Here is a 19,231-nt window from a genome sequence, read left to right on the forward strand (position 1 = left end):
ATGGTCATGGCGTATGTGATCGGTGTAGACATCGGCACCCAAAGCACCAAGGCTGTGCTGGTGGCCCCCGACGGCCAGTTGATTGCGCGGCACAGCCAGGCCTATCGGGTGGATACCCCCAGGCCGGGCTGGGCCGAACAATGGCCGCAGGTATGGCTCGACGCCGTGTATGCCTGCGTTGCCGCCTGCACGGCCGCCGCAAACGTAGCGCCTGAGCAGATCAAGGCACTGTGCATCAGCAGCTTGTACGGCGGCTCGGGTATCGCGGTTAACAGCGCGATGGAGCCGCTGTACCCGTGCCTGATCTGGATGGACCGCCGCGCCGAGGCGCAGGTGGCCCAGGTGAAGGCGCAGCAGAACCTCGAGCAGCTGCAGGCGATCACCGGCAATGGCGTGGACAGTTACTACGGTTTCACCAAGATGCTGTGGCTCAAGCAGGAGCGCCCGGACATCTGGCAACAAACGCGCTGGTTGCTACCTCCCAACAGCTACGTGAACCATGCCCTCACCGGTGAACTGGCCATCGACCATAGCAGCGCCGGCAACATCGGCGGGGTGTACGACATCAATGCCCGTGCCTGGTCCGAACCGATGCTGAGCGCCCTGGGCATCGACGCAGGCCTGATGCCGCCACGGCTGTTGCACTCCGATGAAGTGGTAGGCGGGCTGCTACCGGGGCCCGCGGAAAAACTCGGCCTGGCGCCTGGAACGGCAGTGCTCGCCGGCGGTGTGGATGCCGCCATGGCAACCCTCGCCGCCGGCGTATCCCGCCCAGGCAAACATGTGGCGATGATCGGGACCAGCATGTGCTGGGGCTACCTGGACCACCAGGCCGACGCCCGTCATGGGCTGGTGAGCTTTCCGCATGTCTACGACGGCCAGCGCCAGCTCTACAGCTTTGGGGGGGCACTGACCGCAGGCGCGTCGGTGAGCTGGTTCCGGGAGCAGTTCGGGCAGGCTGAAGGCGAACTGCCGCTGATCGAGGGCCAAGACCCTCACGCTGCGCTGGAGCGGCTGGCCGCAACAGTGCCAGCCGGTAGCGAAGGGTTGCTGTTCCTGCCGTACCTGATGGGCGAGCGCAGCCCGGTGTGGGATGCCAGGGCCAGCGCCAGCTTTATCGGCCTGGGCCTGCACCACGGCAAGGCGCATCTGTACCGCGCCGTACTCGAAGGCGTCACCTATGCGCTTCGGCACAATATCGAAGCCGGTCGCGAGGCGGTAGGTGAGCTGGACCGGCAACTGATCGTGGTGGGCGGTGCCAGCCACTCCGACGTGTGGATGCAGATCATCGCCGATGTCACCGGCTTTGACGTGGTGACCATCGCGCAGGACGTGGAAGCCGCTTACGGCGCCGCCTTGCTGGCCGCTCACACGGCGGGGTTGTTGGGCCCGGGGCAGTCGGAGCACGGCTGGGTACAGCTGCGCCAGCGCGCCGTACCGAACCCGGCGGTTCGCCAGCGTTACGACACGTTGTTCGATGCTTACCGGCAATGCTACCCGGCCCTGAAATCAATCTTCCACCAGCTACGGAGTGCCCGCGATGAATAACCTGCGCTTCGACTTCACCGACCAGCGCGTGCTGGTCACGGGCGCTACCAGCGGCATAGGGCTGGAGGTAGCCCACCAGCTGTTGCGGGCCGGCGCCACCGTATACGCCATGGGTCGTGCTGCCGACGCCCTCGAACAACTGGCCGGGGAAGGCGCGATGGCGCTGCAGGTAGACATCGCCGACCCTGGCGCGGTGCTAAAGGCCTGCGCCGAACTTCCGCCCCTGGACGGGCTGGTCAATTGCGCGGGCATCGCCTTGTTGCATCCGGCGGTCACCGTGGAGCCGGCCACCTTTGATCAAGTGATGGCCGTGAACGTGCGCGCCGCGGCGATCATTGCCGGCCGCGTGGCCAAGGACATGATCGCCGCCGGTATTGCCGGCAGCATCGTCAACGTTTCCAGCCAGGCGTCCATGGTTGGCCTGGACGATCACTTGAGTTACTGCGCTTCGAAAGCGGCCATGGATGCGATGACCCGGGTACAGTGCGGCGAATGGGGCCAGTACGGCATACGGGTGAACGCAGTGAACCCAACCGTTACGCTTACCCCCATGGCTACCCATGCCTGGGGCGACCCGGCCAAGAGCGCGCCCATGCTTGCGGCAATTCCGCTGGGGCGGTTCGCCACGCCCGCGGAAGTCGCAGAGCCGGTGCTGTTCCTGCTCAGTAGCGCAGCATCGATGATCAGCGGCGTGTGCTTGCCTGTCGATGGCGGATACACCAGCCGCTAGGCCTAGGCATTCACCAGTTCGCCCACCACCACCTCCCGTGCCTGGGGGCGCAGGGGGTTCCGGATACGCTCGAGCAGCAGGCGCATGGCACTGGTGCCAGCCTGGGTGCCGTCATGCGCGACGCACGCCACCGGGAACTCGAAGATATCGGCGAACGGCAGGCGGTCGATCCCGCAGATGGCCATGTCGCTACGGTGGATGCCTCGATCGCGCAGCGCCTTGAGCGCGCCCAGTGTGATCAATTGGTTGAAGCCGAACAGCGCGTCAGGGCGGGGATGATTGCTCAGGTAGCCCAACGTGGCGGTGTACGCAGGTTCCAGGGTGTAATCGCCTGCCAGTACATCCAGTTGAATGGGCCGATGGCTATCGGCGATGGCGGCTTTCACGCCTTCCAACCGGTCGTGACTGATGCGCGAGCCCACCGGCCCTGTCAATACCAGCAGGCGTTCGAGCTGTGGCGCCCTGGCCAACAGGTAGCGCGCCCCTTTCATGCCGCTGTGGTAGTTGTCGAGCACCACCTGGCTGAAGGGTGCGTCCGCCAGCGCGCGATCGAGCTGTACCACAGGGACGTCACCATTGCTCAGGCGGCTGAGGTAGGCAGGCTTGTAGCCCGGTTCATCTGACACCGGCGACAGGATGATGCCCGCTACCCGGTAGCCGAGCAGGGTTTCAATGGCCTTTTCTTCCACATCGGCAAGCCCGTCGGTGTCGATCAGCATGATGGTGTAGCCATGCTGCTTGGCCTCTCGAGAGATGGCCTTGATCATCTCACTGTAGAAGGGGTTGTCCACCGACGCGGTGACCACGCCTACGATCAGGCTTTCGCTGCGCTTGAGGCTGCGAGCGAACGCATTGGGGACGTAGTCCAGGTCGCGCGCGGCTGCGAGGATACGCTCCAGCGTGTCGGGTTTTACCAGGTGTGGCTTGTTGAAAGCCCGGGAGACGGTAATGGTGGTTACGTTGACCCGTCGAGCAACATCCGTGATGGTCGTGGAGGCCTTTTTGCTCATGGGGGCCCGGTACTCCGGCAATGGCTGTAACCGCATGATCCCACATCCCACCCTGGCCGCAAGCGGGCCATGGTCGCGTGACCGGCTTTGCACCGCTATGATGCCAGCCGGTCGCCTTTCCATAAGAGTTCAGCCATGAAGCTTTCCGCCGCGCTTTGTTTCGTGTTTGCCAGCACCGTCTCGTCCCTCACCTGGGCCCATGCCCACCTGCAAGCACCGAGCCCTGCCGAGGGCTCTACCGTTGCCGCGCCTGCTGAACTGCGGCTCGCGTTTACCGAAGGCGTGGAGCCGGCCTTCAGCGAAGTGACCTTGACCGACAGCACCGGCAACAGCGCCAAGGCACAGCTGCACCGGGCGGACAACGATACCGCAGTATTGGTGGCAACCCCTGCCGCCCCGCTTCATCCCGGCAGCTGGACGGTGCACTGGAAGGTCGTGTCCGTGGACACTCACCGCAGTGAGGGCCAGTACACCTTCAACGTCAAATAGCGGCAGCGCAGCCAGGTAAAAAACCTGAACCGTACGGCGATCGTTCCGTCTGAGAAAGAGTGAGGCGCTTTGCGCGCACCTGTCTGTCACTCATGAAAGGACGATCCGTATGAACAAGAAGCTTAAAGCCGGCATTTGTGGCGCGTTCCTGTTGCTGGGGGCTCACACGGCCTTCGCGGCGGATGCCGAGGACTTCGTCGACGACGCATCGGCAAAAGGCATCGCGGAAATCGAGGCGGGCAAGCTGGCGGAGCAGAAAAGCAAATCCGCTGACGTGAAGACCTTCGCCCAGATGATGATCAAGGACCATACGGCAGCCAACGAGAAGCTCAAGGGCATCGCCACGGCCAAGAAGCTTGAAGTGGCCTCGGACGCTGAGTTGATGGACAAAGCCAAGAAGATGATCCTGGACATCCGCGAGGAGTCGTTCGACAAGTCCTACGCCAACAACCAGGTGAAGGCACACGAACAAACCATCGAGATCTTCCAGAAGGAAGCCAACGAAGGCAAGGACCCGGAACTGAAGGCCTTCGCCAAGGAAACCCTGCCCAAACTCGAAGCGCATCTCAAAGCCGCCAAGGAACTGGCCGCCAAGCATGGTGGCGATGCTCACTAAGCACTGAGCGCGTCAGTCAGGGCGAAGTTCGCGAAGGATCATTCGCGGGCTTCGCCCACTTCCCCAGACTGCTCTACAGCCATTCCTGCACAGCACCCACCAGCAGCTTCACGTTCAGCACCACGATAATCCCCGAGATTACCCATGCCACTACCGCCAGGCCCCGGCCTGCCACCAGTGCGCCCATCTTTGAGCGGTCGGTGACAAAGCGCACCAGAGGAATCACAGCCATGGGCAACTGCATGGACAGAATCACTTGGCTGAACACCAGCAATTGGGAGGTGCCGCGCTCACCATACAATGCCGTGACAATGACCACGGGAATCACCGCCAGGCCGCGAGTGAGTAGCCGCCGGGCCCAATCCGGAATGCGCAGGTGAAGGAAGCCCTCCATCACGATCTGGCCCGCCAGGGTAGCGGTTACCGTAGAGTTCACACCCGAGGCCAGCAGCGCGATCGCGAACAAGGTGGAAGCAATGCCGATACCCAGCATCGGCGAGAGCAGTTCGTGGGCTTTTTCGATGTCTACCACATCCGTCCGCCCGGCCGAGTGAAACACCGCAGCGGCAGTGATCAGGATGGCGGCATTCACGAACAGCGCCAGGCTCAGGGCAATGGTACTGTCCGTTACGGCCCAGCGCAGGCCTAGCCGCTTGCCGGCATCGGTGCGCTCATATGCTCGGGTTTGCACGATGGACGAATGCAGGTAAAGGTTATGGGGCATTACCGTCGCGCCGATGATCCCGATAGCCAGGTACAACGCGGCGGGGTTAGTGACAATCTCCCTTTGCGGGATAAAGCCCTGCAGCACCGCACCGATCGGGGGGTGAGACATCACCATCTGCGCGGCAAAGCACACGAATATCAGCGTAAGCAGCGCCACCACGAATGCCTCGAGCCAGCGGAAGCCGCGCTGCATCAGCAATAGAATGAGGAACACGTCCAGGGCACACAGGATCGCGCCCCATATCAGCGGGATATCGAACAGCAGCTTGAGCGCAATGGCCGTGCCAATCACCTCCGCCAGGTCGCAGGCAATGATTGCCAGCTCACACGCCAGCCACAGGGCAATGCGTACCGGCTTGCTGTAATGTGCCCGGCAGGCCTGAGCCAGGTCCATGCCCGTTGCGATACCCAGGCGTGCGGCCAAGGCTTGAAGCACGATGGCCATCAGGTTGGACAGCAGGATGACGGACAACAGCATGTAGCCAAACTGGGAACCGCCCGCCAGGTCGGTAGCCCAGTTGCCTGGGTCCATGTACCCCACGGCTACCATATAACCGGGGCCGGCGAAGGCCAGCAGCCTGCGAAGCCAGCTGCCATTCTGTGGAATGCGGATACTGGCGTTCAGATCTCCCATGCTGGGTTGCGCCCCTACGCCGAAACGGCTCAATAATGCCGGCTCGCCATCATTGGCACGGAAATTCGGTCGGTCTTCGGGCTCCGCCACGGTTCAGCTCCAACGAGATATAAAAGCACTAGGGTATGAACCCTGCGAACGCTGAGCGTTCACGCCCGCTACCACTGTACCTCAAGCGATGGTGTACGGCGCGTTGCGCCGCAAGCCGCTTGCGGCATACGCCAAGGCACCGTCGGTCCGCTCAAAAGTCCGTCACTATTGGCAAAGGTCGCAATCGGGCCAAGTAAATGCTTAATCCATATGCAACTTTCGCTTATCGGCAGAAATAGCAGCCTTGCCTCGCCGGACCGTTTGTCAGCTTCGTTTCGGTTTTTGAAAAACTTATTCCTGCTGCCTGCTTCCATAACTATGTAGCGACCCACATCCAGGAGGATATCGCCATGGCAGTAAAGAGTAAGAACGCTGGTAACTTTGCAAACAACCCGACCCGCGCCGCTGAAGCCGGGCGAAAGGGCGGAAGTGTTTCAGGTGGTAATTTTGCCAACGACCCAGCCAGGGCGGCGGAAGCCGGTCGCAAGGGCGGGAGACGTAGCCATCGGGGTGCTGCCAAGAGCGGTAGCACGACACAAAGCTGAAAGGGAGCGCTGAACACTGCTTCTGATTCAGGCGCCACTTGAACTTGATGCCGGTTGCCGGTGTGACCACAAGTTGTACGGCCGGGCAGCGAGGGAGAGTGGCATTTTATTCAATGCCAAACAATAGTCCCGGTAGCGGGGCGCTTTACTTATACGACGTTATTTAATATGCAAATAGCCTGATGTGGCTCAAGCACTTCTGGCGTTAACATAGAGGTATCAGCGATGACCAACCATCACAAACCTTCCTATGGTTCCACCGATCCACATAATTCCAGCCATGGCGGCAAAGGTGCGCCCGCTCCGGCCGATATCAAGACCGACCGTGCCGAAAAAGCGCGCATTGGCGGCCAGCACAGCAACGGGGGTACCCGCCGGCGCGGTGAAGGTTGAAGGCCTTGAATCATCAAAGTTTGCCGGGCCTTCGTTCAACGAAGGCCTCAGGCGACGAATGGCACGCGCAACGGTGAGCTTCGTCGCATTGCAGGATGGCGGATCCAACCTCAAAACATCTACCCTTTCTGTATTGCCGTTGTAACAGGGAGGTCGGTCAATGAGTTTGACCAGTGTTGTGGCCCTGAAACCTCCACCTGCGGTGGGGGAAGAAGGAATTGATAAAGTATTGCGGGCCCTTCGTACGCATCTGGACATGGACGTGGCCTTCGTTTCCCGCTTTCGCGAAAAAGACCGCGTATTTACCCACGTAGACGCCCGGGGCGTTTCACCGCTGAAGGCCGGTGACGTGCTTTCCCTTGAAGCGGGTTATTGCAAGAAGGTGGTTGAAGGCCGGTTGCCTCAGCTTATTCCCAATACGGCGGCGTTGCCCTTGGCCATGGCCATTCCCGAAACACGCGCTTTGCCGATTGGCGCGCACATCAGCGTTCCGGTACGCCTCAGCAATGGACGGTTGTATGGCACCCTGTGCTGCTTTTCGGGCTATGCGGACACCAGCCTCGGCGAGCGCGACCTGAGCATGCTCAAGGTGTTTGCCGAATTGATAGCCGACCGCCTCGAAGTGGACCAGCAGGCGAAAGACGAGCGCTTGCGCAAGCATCGCGTCATCTGCGCCGCGCTGGCCAAGGCTCAGCCCAATGTGGTGTATCAGCCCATCGTTGACCTTGCCCACGGGCAGATCTGCGGCTGGGAATCCCTGGCCCGCTTTACCGACGAACCCATGCGCAGCCCGGACCTATGGTTCAGGGACGCGGCCGAAGCCGGGCTGGGATTGGAGATGGAACTGCGTGCCGTCGAGAAAGGCCTGGCGGGGCTGAGCCAGTTGCCAGCTGGCCAATACCTTTCGCTCAATTGTTCGCCGCAGCTGTTCCTTTCCGGGCGACTGGCGCGGGTATTGGCAAGCTGCGATTCATCGCGGCTTGTGCTTGAACTCACGGAGCATTCGATCGTTTCCGACTATGGCGCACTGGTCGAGGCCATCGAGCCGTTGCGTTCGAGAGGCTTGCGCCTGGCAATCGATGACGCAGGTGCCGGCTATGCGAGCATGCGCCATATCCTTCAGTTACGGCCCGACATCATCAAACTGGACATGGCGCTTACCCAAGGCATACACGGAGATTCCCAGCAGCGTGCCATGGCATCGGCGCTGATTGCCTTCGCACGGGAAACGAACTGCAGCGTGGTGGCGGAGGGCGTTGAAACCCTGCCAGACCTGCTGACCCTGCGCCGCCTCGGGGCCGACAAGGTCCAAGGCTATCTCACCGGGCGGCCCATGCCGTTGGCCTTGGCAACCCTTTGGCAAGTGCCGCGCCTGCCGGAGTTGTCCGACCCGAAGGCTCCCTGAGCCCGGCCCTCCATCGCAGGCAAGTGCCGCGAGCCCTGCAAGGTCTGCCAGTGTATAGTTGCGTCCTGTACACATCAGCGCTTGCAGGTCTTGTCCATGTCTCACATTTCCGAACGCTTGCTGGTCCAGGCCCACCTGGATGCCCGCCAGCCCGTGGCCCTTACGCCTGTCGAAGAGGCCGAATACCGGCGCGCCATCGCGGCAGAACTGAAGGCGCGAGACGCAGTGCTGGTCGCGCACTATTACTGTGATCCGGTGATCCAGGCGTTGGCGGAGGAGACCGGGGGGTGTGTATCCGACTCGCTCGAAATGGCGCGCTTCGGTAACCAGCACAGCGCCAGCACCGTTCTGGTGGCGGGCGTGCGCTTCATGGGTGAAACCGCCAAAATCCTCAACCCGGAAAAGCGCATACTGATGCCGACCCTTGAGGCTACCTGTTCGCTGGACCTGGGCTGCCCGGTGGAGGCGTTCAGCGCGTTCTGTGACCAGCACCCGGACCGCACGGTGGTGGTGTACGCCAACACGTCCGCAGCGGTCAAAGCGCGCGCGGACTGGGTGGTGACCTCCAGCTGCGCCGTGGAAATCGTCGAAAGCCTGATGGATAACGGGGAGAAAATCCTCTGGGCGCCGGATCGTCACCTCGGCAGCTACATCCAGAAGCACACAGGTGCCGACATGCTGTTGTGGGACGGCGCGTGCATCGTTCACGAAGAGTTCAAGTCCCGGCAGCTCGAAGACCTCAAGGCGTTGTATCCGGAGGCCGCGGTGCTGGTACATCCCGAGTCGCCGGAGGCCGTGATCGCCCTGGCCGACGCAGTAGGTTCCACCAGCCAGTTGATCGCTGCTGCCCAGCGCATGCCCAACCCTACGTTCATCGTGGCCACGGACCGGGGCATCTTCTACAAGATGCAGCAGCTGTGCCCGGACAAAACCTTCATCGAAGCGCCCACCGCAGGTAATGGCGCCGCGTGCCGCAGTTGCGCTCATTGCCCGTGGATGGCCATGAACACGCTGCAGCGCACACTGGAGTGCCTGCGCGAAGGCACCAACGAAATCTTCGTCGACCCGGCACTCGTCCCTCAGGCCATCCGCCCGCTCAAGCGCATGCTCGACTTCACCCAGGCCGCTCGCATGCGGCTGGCGGGGAACGCGTAGGGGAAAAAACTACCACCCGGCTTTCTTCACCAGCGCATCGCGCAGGGCGGGGGCTTGCTCAATCCAATACACCGGCTTGCCGCCTATAAGCGCGGCGGCCGGGATGCCGTCCTGATACGCCAGCCGGTTGCCTGCCAATGCGGGAACGCGGGTACCGGGGAGCAAGGTGCCGACCAGGTTGAGCGGGTCTACGGCACTGACGGCTATCACGCTGCCGTCGAGGGGCCGGCGACGCACTTCGCGTAGCAACGGAATGGCTTCGGGCAGCGCGAACTGTTCCCCCGAAAGCCCGGCCACAAAGCGCCCGCCGCGCACTTCACCCCGCGCCTCAAGCCGATGCAAGGTGCGCAGCAGTTCCCGCCAGCTGGGCAGCCAGTCCGCTTCACGCTCCAACAACCGCCAGAACACCACGCCATAACGGCGCAGCAAGGTCATCGCCAGTTGCTCCAGCTGTTCATTGCGCGGTGGCGGGGTGGCTGGGCGGCGGAGCAGGGCCCAGCGCCCGGCGTCTTGCATTCCGCCAATGAAAGCGCCCATGCCGCGGCGGCTGCTGCGCTGCTGACGGCTGCTGGCTGGCGTGACCAGTGCCCGCAAACCCGCGAAACTGTCGGCATTCACCAGCCCGGCGGCGACCAGCTCGGCCAGCGCGTTTTCCAGTTCGGTACGTAGCAGCCGGGCTTCATCCTGCAATTCATCGAAAAACAGCGCGCCGTGCTCACGCAGCGCATCGAGTACCCTCTGTGCCCTGGGGCTGGGTTCGGTGGGGCCGGCGTCGTCGTGGGCCAGCGCTTGCCACAACCCCAGTCTAGCCCTTGGCAGCAGCATGATGGGCGTGCCCCGCAGCGTGGTACTGGCGCTCTTGGCGCCGTTGGCACGCCGCAACCACAGCGTTTTACCCGACCGGCAGGCTTCGTCCAGCCAGGTAAAGCTATAGCCTTTCACCCGCGCCGGTAGCAGGTCGCTTTCCCAAGCGCTTACAGGCGCGCTGTACCCCTCGAATTGAGCCAGCACCTGCGCGAGCGCCGCGCTGCCGTCCATGCGCGTAGCGGTGGAGAGGTGTTGCCAATCGAACAGAAACCGAACGAAGTCTTGCAGTGAAACTGGTTCGATTTCCCGGCGCAAGCGCTTTACGGTATAGCGATGGATGCGCGCCAGCAGGTGTCGCTCGCACCATTGTTCGCCCTCCAGGCCTGGGCGGAACTGGCCACGGAGTACATAGCCTTCACCCTCCAGCCGCGCCAGTGCCTGCTCGGTTGCATTCAGGGGCAGCCCCATGGCGCCCGCCAGGTCGCTGCCGCGCAAGGGGCCGAATCCGCTCAAGCGGCTGCGCACCAGCTCCAGTTGCGCGTCTTCCACCGCCCAAGTGTGTTCGAAGCCGGGGAGGTCTTTCAGCCCGCCTGCTATCGAGCCGTCCGGGTAGGCAGCGCGCACGCACGCCAGCCGCTCACGGGCGAACCATAGGTGCAGCCCCCCGTCAGTCAGCAGTTCACCTGCTCGGCCGGTGCTGGCCAGTGTGTTCAACCAGGCAGGCCAATCGGTACTCAGCCGCGCTTCGGCAGTGGCCACCACGCCCAGGGTCATCAATGCCTCGTGCATTTCGTCCGGGTTGCGCGGTTGCGGCCAGGCTTCTTCGCTTACCGCGCGGATTGCATCAGGGTCCAGGGCGCCAAGGTCGTCGGCCGACTCGGGGTCGGTCCACCGGCGGCTGAGTACCGCCTGGGTCCGGCGCTCTTCCAGTGGAGCATCGTCCAGAAAGGCATAGGGCCGCGCATTGAGGATGGCTGCGGCAAGCGGGGAGGGCGATGGCAGGTCGCGGCTGATCAGTTGCACATCACCCGTCTCGATTCGCTGTAACAGGTGCAGCCAGGCCTCGCTGTCGAGGGCTTCGTGAAGGCAGTCGTCCAGGGTTTGGCGAACCAGTGGGTGGTCTGGGATTTCCCGCTCGCCCACGATGTTTTCCAGGCAGGCGATCTGGTCCGGAAATACGTTGGCGATCAAATCCTCGCTTTTCATTCGCTGCAGCTGCGGCGCGACCTTGCGGCCACCGGTGTAGCGCGGCAGCGCCAAGGCTGTGGCCGCGTTCCAGCGCCAGCGTACGCCGAACAGCGGGGCGTCGAGCAGGGCTTGTATGAGGATCGCTTCGGCGCTGGCGCTACGCAGGTAATGCCACACCTCTTCGAGGGCGAAGCTATGGCTGGTGGACAGCGACAGCACGATGGCGTCCTCGCTGGCGGCTGCTTGCAGTTCGAAATTGAAGGTGCGGCAGAACCGCTTGCGCAGGGCGAGCCCCCAGGCGCGGTTGAGCCGGCTGCCGAAGGGCGAATGAATCACCAGCTGAGTGCCGCCGGATTCGTCGAAAAAGCGCTCCATCACCAGGGTATCCTGGGACGGCAGCGCCCCCAGCGCCTGGCGGGTGCGCCCCAGGTAATCCAGCAGTTGCTCGACGCTGGCGATGTCCAGCCCCAGCTCCGCGGTAAGCCAGGCTATCAAAGGTGCGTGCTGTTCACCGCTGGCGGCCAGGCGCTCGTTGATCGCACCCTGCAACCGGGCAACAGAATGCGAAAGCTCGTCGCTTCGCCCTGGCGCTTCGCCCAGCCAGAAGGGGATGTTGGGCGGCATGCCTTTGGCGTCTTCCACCCGCACCCGGCCGCCCTCGACCCGAATGATCCTGTACGAGGCATTACCGAGCTGGAACACATCCCCGGCCAGGCTCTCGATCGCGAAGTCTTCGTTCACGCTGCCGATGTTCAGGCCCTGGGGTTCAAGCACCACGCTGTAGTCGGCGTTATCGGGGATGGTGCCGCCGCTGGTAACGGCGGTCAGCTTGCTGCCACGGCGGCCGCGTAGCGTTCCGCTGACGGCGTCCCGGTGTAGGTAGGCGCTGCGCAGCCCTTGCCGCGTGTTATAGCCCTCGGCGAGGGTGGCCAGCAGTTCACGGTAATCGGCTTCGGCCAGTTCGGCATAGGGCTGCGCTCGGCGGAATAACGCCAGCAGGGCATTTTCGTCCCACTCCCTGCAACTCACCTCGGCCACGATCTGCTGCGCCAACACGTCGAGCGGCGCCCTGGGCATTTTCAGTTCATCCAGCTCGCCTCTTCGTACGCAGTCCAGCAAGGCTGCGCATTCGATCAGGTCATCACGAGAGGTTGCAAACAACCGCCCCTTGGGCGTGCCGCCCACTTGGTGCCCGGAACGGCCCACACGTTGCAGAAACGCGGCGATGGAGCGCGGCGAGCCAATCTGGCACACCAGCTCCACCTCGCCGATGTCGATCCCCAGCTCCAGCGAGGCTGTGGCCACCAATACCCGGAGCTCCCCATTCTTCAGCCGCTGCTCGGCGCTCAGGCGTTGCTCGCGCGCCAGGCTGCCATGGTGCGCTGCGACCTCTTCGCGGCTGAGGCGCTCGCTCAGGTGCCGGGTCAGCCGTTCTGCCAGGCGCCGGGTGTTGACGAAAATCAGCGTGGTGCGGTGCTCGCGCGCCAGAGCGGCGAGGCGGTCGTAAACCAGCTCCCACACATCGTTGGCCATGACAGCGCCGAGCGGCACGGGCGGTACTTCCAGCGCAAGGTCGCGAGGGCGGGCGTGGCCCACGTCAACGATTTCACAGGTGCGCTCCTGGCCCACCAGAAACGCCGCCACCCGTTCGATAGGTTTCTGGGTGGCCGATAGCCCAATGCGGCGCAATGGCGTGTCGCCCAGTGCCTGCAAGCGTTCCAGGCTCAGGGCGAGGTGGCTGCCGCGCTTGCTGTCCGCTACGGCGTGAATCTCGTCCACGATCACGGTGTTCACACCGCCCAGCAATTGCCGGCCCCCGTCCGAGCCCAGCAGTACGTACAAGGACTCGGGCGTGGTCACCAGGATATGCGGTGCCTGTCGCCGCATGGCCGCCCGTTCCTTCTGAGGGGTGTCGCCGGTTCGCACCGCCGTGCGCAGCCGCAAGGGTGGCAGGCCCATCGCCTCCAGTTGTTCGCTGATGCCGGCGAGCGGGCACTGAAGGTTGATCTGGATGTCGTTGGACAGTGCCTTGAGCGGCGACACATAAACCACCAGGGTGTGTTCCGGCAGGCCTTCAGGCGTGAGCGCCTGGCGTACCAGTTCGTCGAGCACCGCCAGGAAGGCTGTAAGGGTTTTGCCCGAGCCGGTAGGGGCGGCGACTAGCGTGGATCGCCCTGCGCGAATCAATGGCCAGGCTGCGGCCTGAGCCGGTGTCATGGCCGGGAAGCTCTGGCGGAACCAGCGCTGAACGGCTGGGTGGAAGGCGTCGAGGATGTTGTCCGGGACGAAGTCTGAGGGAGGCAGGTTCATGTTTCATTTATGGGGCTGGCGCCCTGTGCTTGCAAGCGTCGGCACCGGGGCGCCGACCAGCGTGCACTCAGCGTACCGCGCTGACGCCGTCGAGCGTGGCGAAGGACGTGTCCTTGGCGGTAAGCAGGAAGTCGCGCATGAACGGCGCATCCAGCATGTCGGTACGAATGGCGGCGTAGAGCGTGGCGTACAGGCCTTTTTCACCAAGGCGGCGCGCTTTCACGTAGCCGCGCGAGCTGTATTCGTGCAACGCCCAGTGGGGCATTCCGCACACACCGCGGCCACTGGCAACCAGTTGCATCATCATCACCGACAGTTCGGCAGTGCGCACGGCGGCCGGCTCAATGTCGGCAGGCTCCAGGAAGCGCGTGAAGATGTCCAGCCGCTCGCGTTCCACAGGGTAGGTTATGAGCGTTTGATCGAGCAGGTCTTCAGGTTCGATCCAGGGCTTGCTAGCCAGCGCGTGCTGGTTGGCCACGGCCAGCATGGCTTCGTAGGTAAACAGGGGCACATAGGTGATGCCCGCCAGGTCGACCGGGTCTGAGGTAACTACCAGATCAAGGTCACCCCTGGCCAACGCCGGAAGCGGCGCAAAGGCGAAACCGGAGGCGAGGTCCAGCTCCACTTCCGGCCAGGCATCTCGGAACTGATCGATGGTCGGCATCAGCCATTGGAAGCAGCTGTGGCATTCGATGGCCATGTGCAGGCGCCCTGCGGTGCCCCCCGCCAGCCGGGCCATATCCCGCTCGGCGGCGCGCATCAGGGGGAGGGTGGCATCGGCCAGTTGCAGCAAACGCAGCCCGGCGCTGGTAAACCGAACAGGTTTGGTCTTGCGCACGAACAGGGTCATTCCAAGGCGGTCTTCCAGTTCCTTGAACTGATGCGAAAGCGCCGACTGAGTGAGGTGCAGGCGTTCGGCGGCCTCCACGAGGCTGTCGGCTTCTCTCAGCGCCTGGAGGGTTTTGAGGTGGCGAATTTCAAGCACGGCGCACCATGAGTCGTTTTCCGGTTGGGCAAATTTCACATGAGTTTGTGTCATGCGCCACTGATTGTCACGGCTGCGCTGCTGAACGCAACGCGCCCCGCCGAAACAGGGCGCGCGTATCGGTTAGGTGAACAGTGGCTCGAACACCCGGGCGGCAAGGCGCCTGCTGATATCCCCGCGCCAGATCGCAGGTTCGTTCGGCGCCGTCGCTGTGAGGTACCGCTGCGGAGAGGTTTTCAGGTGGGCAACTTCAAAGTCGCCAAAGCGCGGGTCGGGCTTACGGTAGTGGAAGTGCGCGTAGAACAACGGGTTGTCATCGGTACGGTCCAGCACTTCGTACTCCTGCAGCCAGTTACGGGTGCGCGCAGTGGTGCCTGAAAGCTGCAGGCCATTGACCTTGCGAAGGGTCACCTCGTTGGCATCCACCAGGTATTCGAGTATCCCGCCTGTGGGTGTCGCTGAGGCCTTGCAATGCGCGATGCGCGCCTGGCGACCGTCAGTGCGGAGCGCGTCGGCCTCGTACTGTAGCTGCTGCATCAGTTCATGATCGCCGCTGCCGGCCTCCCGCAGTAGCCGCAAGCGATACTCCAAGTCCTGGCCCTCCCCGATATAAAGATCTTCAAGGTCCGCTGCAAGGGTGTGCGGCCGGTTATAACGCTGCAGCCGCTGACGCAATGCCGACAACTCTCCAAGGCGCGCCTGGGCCTGTTGAGCCAGGGCGCTGGCGTTGGTTTCCGCCGGCACGTTCTGCCAAAACGCAGGCTGCTCGGCGCGCGCCCATTGCTGATCGGGCTGGCGAACCCAGCGCTCGGGGTTGTCATCGAGTTGCCGTACAATCAATACGTCCGGTTCACCGAGAACGGGCTCGCCTACCAGCAACAGACCCTCCGCCTCGAAGAGGCGTCGCGGATTCTGCCCCGGCGCCCTGGCCGGCTGCACGGTATTAAGCGGCGCGCTGTCGCGAATCTTTTGAAGCTCTTCCAGAAGCAGCTCTGAGTACGCCAGGTTGAACTGCTCTGGATAGCTGACTGTGAGGCGGCGGACTGCACGGATCAGCGCTTGGCTGCTTTCGCGTAACTGCGCCTGCAGCCTTTGCCGCTCCGGTGGGCGCACATTAAGCAGATCCGCGCTGTAGGCTGAGCGCGCAATACGGTCGAATCGGGCCCTGGCGGGACGATAAGCCCTGCGCATATACAGCCATGAAGCCAAGGAAGGGTTGTCTTTGGGTGAGAGGTCCAGTAACAGCCCCAGGCGTACGAGGGGCCCATGACGGCCAGTGAGGGCTTGCCGAAGCCGTTCGTGTTCGTTGTGCAACGAACTCCGATGATCAGGATTGGTGACACGCCGCTGCCAAAGGGTTGCAGCTTCGATCCGTTGGTCGATCTGCTGGGTATGCTCCCAAATCTGGCCCAAGGTAGCCTGAATGCGTTGTGAGTGATCGATCACCACGCCAACGCTCAAGGGGTGGGCACCCGCCTCATCGAACAGGCGGCCTACTGCTGCCCGTTGCTCCAGAGCTAACCGGGAAAGCCTTTCCGCTTCCGTGAGGGCCGCCCAGACGGACGACCGGTACCTTGATGACAGGGTGGCCGCCACCTGGCTTTGGTCATGTTCGATCTCGGTCCGCCGTCGCCCATAAGTGAGTGGCCGTAGCGCTTCGAGGGTTTCGTAATAGGGCTTGGCCGCTTCGATGAACTGATCCGTCGCTTCCTGCATTGCGCGTGCACCGGCCACTGCCTCAGGCGAGTCAAGCACGGCCTGGTAGGCTGTGGCGGCCTGTTTCAGTCGCTGATCGCTGTATTGGACCGTCCTGCGCCGAGCCTGGCATTCGCCGATCAGTTGCTGTTGCCGCCGGAAATGTGCGTCCGTCCACCAGCGCGGCAGCAGGCGCCGCAGCGCATCCGGCCACAATGGGTCCAGCCGATCGGCCAGGTAACCCTGGACGCCGCCGCCGCCCTGCAAGCCTCCTTCGACCAAGCTTCCATACAAATGGCCATGGGTTTGCCAATAGCCGCTTTCATCCAGCGCCACGGGCTGGCGGTAGCTACGGGTTCGGGTTTGGGCTAGCCGCCAGGTATGGTGGGAGGCGTCCCACTCTACCGCGTACGTAGCGTTGCCGCGGAGGATGAAATCCCCCTCGGGTTCGCTGTAGATCGCTTGCCACCGGCCTTCAGTGCCTGGCTGCGATGTCAGAGTCACCGGCCGTTCATAGCCCGCGAAGGCTTCGTCCGCTCGCCGGGCAGTCCAGCTCGATAACTGCCGCAAGCGACCTGCGCCCTGCAGGCCCTGACGCAACTGGCGTGCCTTGGCGGTTGCGATCAAGCTGCCCGATCCAGTGCTGGTAGCCATGCCTGCAGGCGAGAAGTCGAACAAGGCATCGGTGATGGACATCAACACTGACCGGGTTGCTTCCAGCCCTTGCACACCATCACCGGCGGCAAAGGCATGGCCCGCCTCGATACCGGCTTCCACCGCGTCGGCCAATGCGATCACGCTACCCACGAATGGCACGAAACCCAGGGCCATCCGGATGTAGTTAACGGCCATGCCTCGGCTTTGCACCGCGCTGTCGAATACCTGATCGGCATTGGAAACCGAACTGCGTCGATGGGCCACGATCATCATGCCCAGTTCGGCCATGAACTGGTTGAGTGTGAGGGACTGGTGCACCGGCCACGGCGCCCTTGCTTCAATCAGGTTGCGATAACCCCGCGCTAACGCTTGATTGACGAGGCTCTCGAGCACCTCGCCGTTGCCCTCCAACGCACGGCCGCACAGGTAGCGGCGCAAGCGCTGGTCATTGAACAGGTCTTCCAGCGCCTCGACGGCGGCGTCGAGGCTTGGATACTGGCTGAAGCCCTGGCCGTCCGGGGCTTGAGGAAGGTAAAGCACGGTGGTGTCGCTTGCACGGTCATGAATGAAAACCACACCTGCCAGCGTGCTGCCGCGGCTTTCGCTGCGTTCATCGAAGAGCCTCATTGCCGCTGGGCGCAAGGTCAGGTCGAGCCCTCCGGTGGCCCAGGCCTGTGCGGTAGTCGCACTGCACGCCGCCTGGACCAGGCTTCGCCCGCGCGCATCGAGGCGGCTGCGGTGGTGGGCGACCACCTCGTGCATCTGCAGCATCAACGCAAAGGGACGCTGCAATGCGGAACGTTCGGTTCCGAATTCATCTGGCGTTCCTGCGGCCAGATACGTATCGGCCAACAGGCGTTCATAATGCCCAGCAACGTCAAGGTCGGGGAGGGTGGCCCGCAGCCACGCCGGCGTTATGCCTTGCGTGAGGGCCGAGGATTGCGGGTGGTTCTCGGGGCTGACCTCCACCTCCAGGAATTCGAGCCGCTCAGCCATTACCTCATCGATCTGCCAAAGTGCGAGGTCCTCCAGCAGCACCGCCTCGGTGTCAGCGGAGGGCCGCGACACTTGGCGAAGCGGCGTGCCCGGGCCAGCGGCGCCACCGATAAGCTCCGCGACCTTTTGCACGCGTAGTGGCACACGTACTCGGATGCGGCATGGTGCGGTCAAGGCAAACTCTGTCACCAGCCGTTCGCTGACTTTGCGCGCCACGTAAGCCTGGCGGGTCGGCAGGTTGCGACGTAGCAAACGCTCACTGTCGACAACAGCAGAAGCATATTCGGTGATAAGCCCGGCCAGTTCGGTGCGTACGGCGGCGGGCGTGCGGGCCAGCCACCCCCGAGCGTCCTCGCCCAGGCGCAGCGAACGGCGAGTTTCCTCGACACGGGCCAATGCCAACAGGCGAGGTGGGTTCAGCGCAACGCAGAGGGTTTCCACTGCTTCGATCACTGAGCGTTCCTGCGCCTCCGAGTCTCGCGCGGCCTCGGCAGCGTTTCGCAGGGTGGCCAGAGCGGCGAGGTGATCATTGAGCACATCATCGAAAGCCGACCAGTTGGCTGGTCGTAGCTTTACCCGTCGCGTCTCGCTGGCGCCCAGCGCGCTTGAGAGTTGGTTCAAGAGGTCCCGGCTGCTGGCATGCGCGGACCAACCGCCATGAATACCGAACCGATACAACAGCACGCGGGGCGGCTGGGGGAAATCGGTCAAGGCGGTGAGGGTCGTCAGGGTCACGGCGCCGGGCCAGGTAGCCTGCTGTTCGCCATCGTCGAGTTCAATCTTGCCCAGCAGGTAGGCCTGGGGAGGTTCCTCGCCTTGCACCAGCGGCTGCATACACTGCGTGATGGCGCTGTATTCGCTTGGGGTCAAGGTGCCCAGGCACAGGCTTGCCGAGGCATCGGCCATGGCGCCTTGCAAGTGGGTATCGCGGTAGGCCGCACGCTCGCGGGCCGGGTTGGGATAGTTGGGGGCCAGTAGGCGCTCAATGTGCTCACGGCTGTGCTCGTGCAGCGTTTGCACGGCATCGCAAGCGCAAAGGAGAGCATCCCAGGCGCCCGGCGCGTTACCGCTGAGCTGGCGCTCGAGCTGCTCCTCGATCAGCGGCTGCCAATTGTCTACCGCTGACCATAGGGAGGCAGGCAGCAAGGCAGGATCAGACGGGCGAGAAAGGGAAAAGGCCTCGACCAGCGAGGCGGGTTCGATCGTTGAAGGCATGAGCGGGCTCCGCTAAACAGGGAAGCCGACATTCAAG

General features: G+C 63.3%; 12 protein-coding genes and 1 pseudogene. 8 read left to right on the top strand and 5 right to left on the bottom strand.

The genetic code is table 11. The features are described from left to right. Window positions 1-6: 6 nt before the first annotated feature. Both AC3Z8Y_RS04825 and AC3Z8Y_RS04830 read left to right on the top strand, forming a co-directional pair. Window positions 7-1,548: an FGGY-family carbohydrate kinase gene (locus AC3Z8Y_RS04825; protein WP_490089936.1), complete on the top strand. Its 1,542-nt coding sequence runs from the start codon at window positions 7-9 to the stop codon at window positions 1,546-1,548. Beyond that, window positions 1,541-2,278 carry an SDR family oxidoreductase gene (locus AC3Z8Y_RS04830; protein WP_490088676.1) on the top strand — a complete coding sequence of 246 codons (738 nt, stop codon included), beginning with the start codon at window positions 1,541-1,543 and terminating at the stop codon, window positions 2,276-2,278. Before AC3Z8Y_RS04825 ends, AC3Z8Y_RS04830 begins: the two co-directional genes overlap by 8 nt. Before the next feature lie 2 nt (window positions 2,279-2,280). Here the strand turns inward: AC3Z8Y_RS04830 and AC3Z8Y_RS04835 are convergent, their stop codons facing one another. Further along, window positions 2,281-3,288, bottom strand: coding sequence for a LacI family DNA-binding transcriptional regulator (locus tag AC3Z8Y_RS04835; RefSeq protein ID WP_490088677.1), 1,008 nt, complete (start codon window positions 3,286-3,288; stop codon window positions 2,281-2,283). Window positions 3,289-3,423: 135 nt separating this feature from the next. Between AC3Z8Y_RS04835 and copC the strand changes: the two genes are divergently transcribed. Beyond that, the gene (copC, locus tag AC3Z8Y_RS04840; RefSeq protein WP_490088678.1) at window positions 3,424-3,777 is read left to right on the top strand and encodes a copper homeostasis periplasmic binding protein CopC; all 354 of its coding nucleotides are present in this window, start codon (window positions 3,424-3,426) and stop codon (window positions 3,775-3,777) included. A 109-nt stretch (window positions 3,778-3,886) separates the two neighbouring features. After that, the gene (locus tag AC3Z8Y_RS04845) at window positions 3,887-4,393 is read left to right on the top strand and encodes a DUF4142 domain-containing protein (protein WP_490088679.1); all 507 of its coding nucleotides are present in this window, start codon (window positions 3,887-3,889) and stop codon (window positions 4,391-4,393) included. Between the two features lie 73 nt (window positions 4,394-4,466). Here the strand turns inward: AC3Z8Y_RS04845 and AC3Z8Y_RS04850 are convergent, their stop codons facing one another. Next, window positions 4,467-5,753: an Nramp family divalent metal transporter gene (locus AC3Z8Y_RS04850; RefSeq protein WP_490089937.1), complete on the bottom strand. Its 1,287-nt coding sequence runs from the start codon at window positions 5,751-5,753 to the stop codon at window positions 4,467-4,469. A 458-nt stretch (window positions 5,754-6,211) separates the two neighbouring features. On the opposite strand from AC3Z8Y_RS04850, the pseudogene AC3Z8Y_RS04855 reads away from it, so the two are divergent. The 4 genes and pseudogenes from AC3Z8Y_RS04855 to nadA form a co-directional block, all read left to right on the top strand. Beyond that, a pseudogene (locus AC3Z8Y_RS04855) lies at window positions 6,212-6,346 on the top strand (con-10 family general stress protein); the annotation flags it as partial. 267 nt (window positions 6,347-6,613) lie between these two features. After that, window positions 6,614-6,781, top strand: coding sequence for a hypothetical protein (locus AC3Z8Y_RS04860; protein WP_490088680.1), 168 nt, complete (start codon window positions 6,614-6,616; stop codon window positions 6,779-6,781). Window positions 6,782-6,941: 160 nt separating this feature from the next. Then, window positions 6,942-8,186, top strand: coding sequence for a sensor domain-containing phosphodiesterase (locus AC3Z8Y_RS04865; RefSeq protein WP_490088681.1), 1,245 nt, complete (start codon window positions 6,942-6,944; stop codon window positions 8,184-8,186). Between the two features lie 96 nt (window positions 8,187-8,282). Further along, on the top strand, window positions 8,283-9,341 hold the full coding sequence (nadA, locus tag AC3Z8Y_RS04870) for a quinolinate synthase NadA (RefSeq protein ID WP_490088682.1): 1,059 nt from the start codon (window positions 8,283-8,285) through the stop codon (window positions 9,339-9,341). A gap of 9 nt (window positions 9,342-9,350) precedes the next feature. Here the strand turns inward: nadA and AC3Z8Y_RS04875 are convergent, their stop codons facing one another. The 3 genes from AC3Z8Y_RS04875 to AC3Z8Y_RS04885 form a co-directional block, all read right to left on the bottom strand. Beyond that, the gene (locus tag AC3Z8Y_RS04875) at window positions 9,351-13,646 is read right to left on the bottom strand and encodes a DEAD/DEAH box helicase (protein WP_490088683.1); all 4,296 of its coding nucleotides are present in this window, start codon (window positions 13,644-13,646) and stop codon (window positions 9,351-9,353) included. A 67-nt stretch (window positions 13,647-13,713) separates the two neighbouring features. Next, window positions 13,714-14,631: a transcriptional regulator MetR gene (gene metR, locus AC3Z8Y_RS04880; RefSeq protein ID WP_490089938.1), complete on the bottom strand. Its 918-nt coding sequence runs from the start codon at window positions 14,629-14,631 to the stop codon at window positions 13,714-13,716. Between the two features lie 123 nt (window positions 14,632-14,754). Beyond that, on the bottom strand, window positions 14,755-19,194 hold the full coding sequence (locus tag AC3Z8Y_RS04885) for a hypothetical protein (protein WP_490088684.1): 4,440 nt from the start codon (window positions 19,192-19,194) through the stop codon (window positions 14,755-14,757). Window positions 19,195-19,231: the final 37 nt, after the last annotated feature.

Source organism: Pseudomonas sp. 3MAES_34.3B, assembly GCF_058145875.1.

Coding starts and splice junctions, on each gene's coding strand:
- AC3Z8Y_RS04835 (WP_490088677.1), bottom strand. CDS start 3,288: ATGAGCAAAAAGGCCTCCACGACCATCACGGATGTTGCTCGACGGGTC.
- AC3Z8Y_RS04885 (WP_490088684.1), bottom strand. CDS start 19,194: ATGCCTTCAACGATCGAACCCGCCTCGCTGGTCGAGGCCTTTTCCCTT.
- copC (WP_490088678.1), top strand. CDS start 3,424: ATGAAGCTTTCCGCCGCGCTTTGTTTCGTGTTTGCCAGCACCGTCTCG.
- AC3Z8Y_RS04865 (WP_490088681.1), top strand. CDS start 6,942: ATGAGTTTGACCAGTGTTGTGGCCCTGAAACCTCCACCTGCGGTGGGG.
- AC3Z8Y_RS04850 (WP_490089937.1), bottom strand. CDS start 5,753: ATGGGAGATCTGAACGCCAGTATCCGCATTCCACAGAATGGCAGCTGG.
- nadA (WP_490088682.1), top strand. CDS start 8,283: ATGTCTCACATTTCCGAACGCTTGCTGGTCCAGGCCCACCTGGATGCC.
- AC3Z8Y_RS04845 (WP_490088679.1), top strand. CDS start 3,887: ATGAACAAGAAGCTTAAAGCCGGCATTTGTGGCGCGTTCCTGTTGCTG.
- AC3Z8Y_RS04875 (WP_490088683.1), bottom strand. CDS start 13,646: ATGAACCTGCCTCCCTCAGACTTCGTCCCGGACAACATCCTCGACGCC.
- AC3Z8Y_RS04830 (WP_490088676.1), top strand. CDS start 1,541: ATGAATAACCTGCGCTTCGACTTCACCGACCAGCGCGTGCTGGTCACG.
- AC3Z8Y_RS04860 (WP_490088680.1), top strand. CDS start 6,614: ATGACCAACCATCACAAACCTTCCTATGGTTCCACCGATCCACATAAT.
- AC3Z8Y_RS04825 (WP_490089936.1), top strand. CDS start 7: ATGGCGTATGTGATCGGTGTAGACATCGGCACCCAAAGCACCAAGGCT.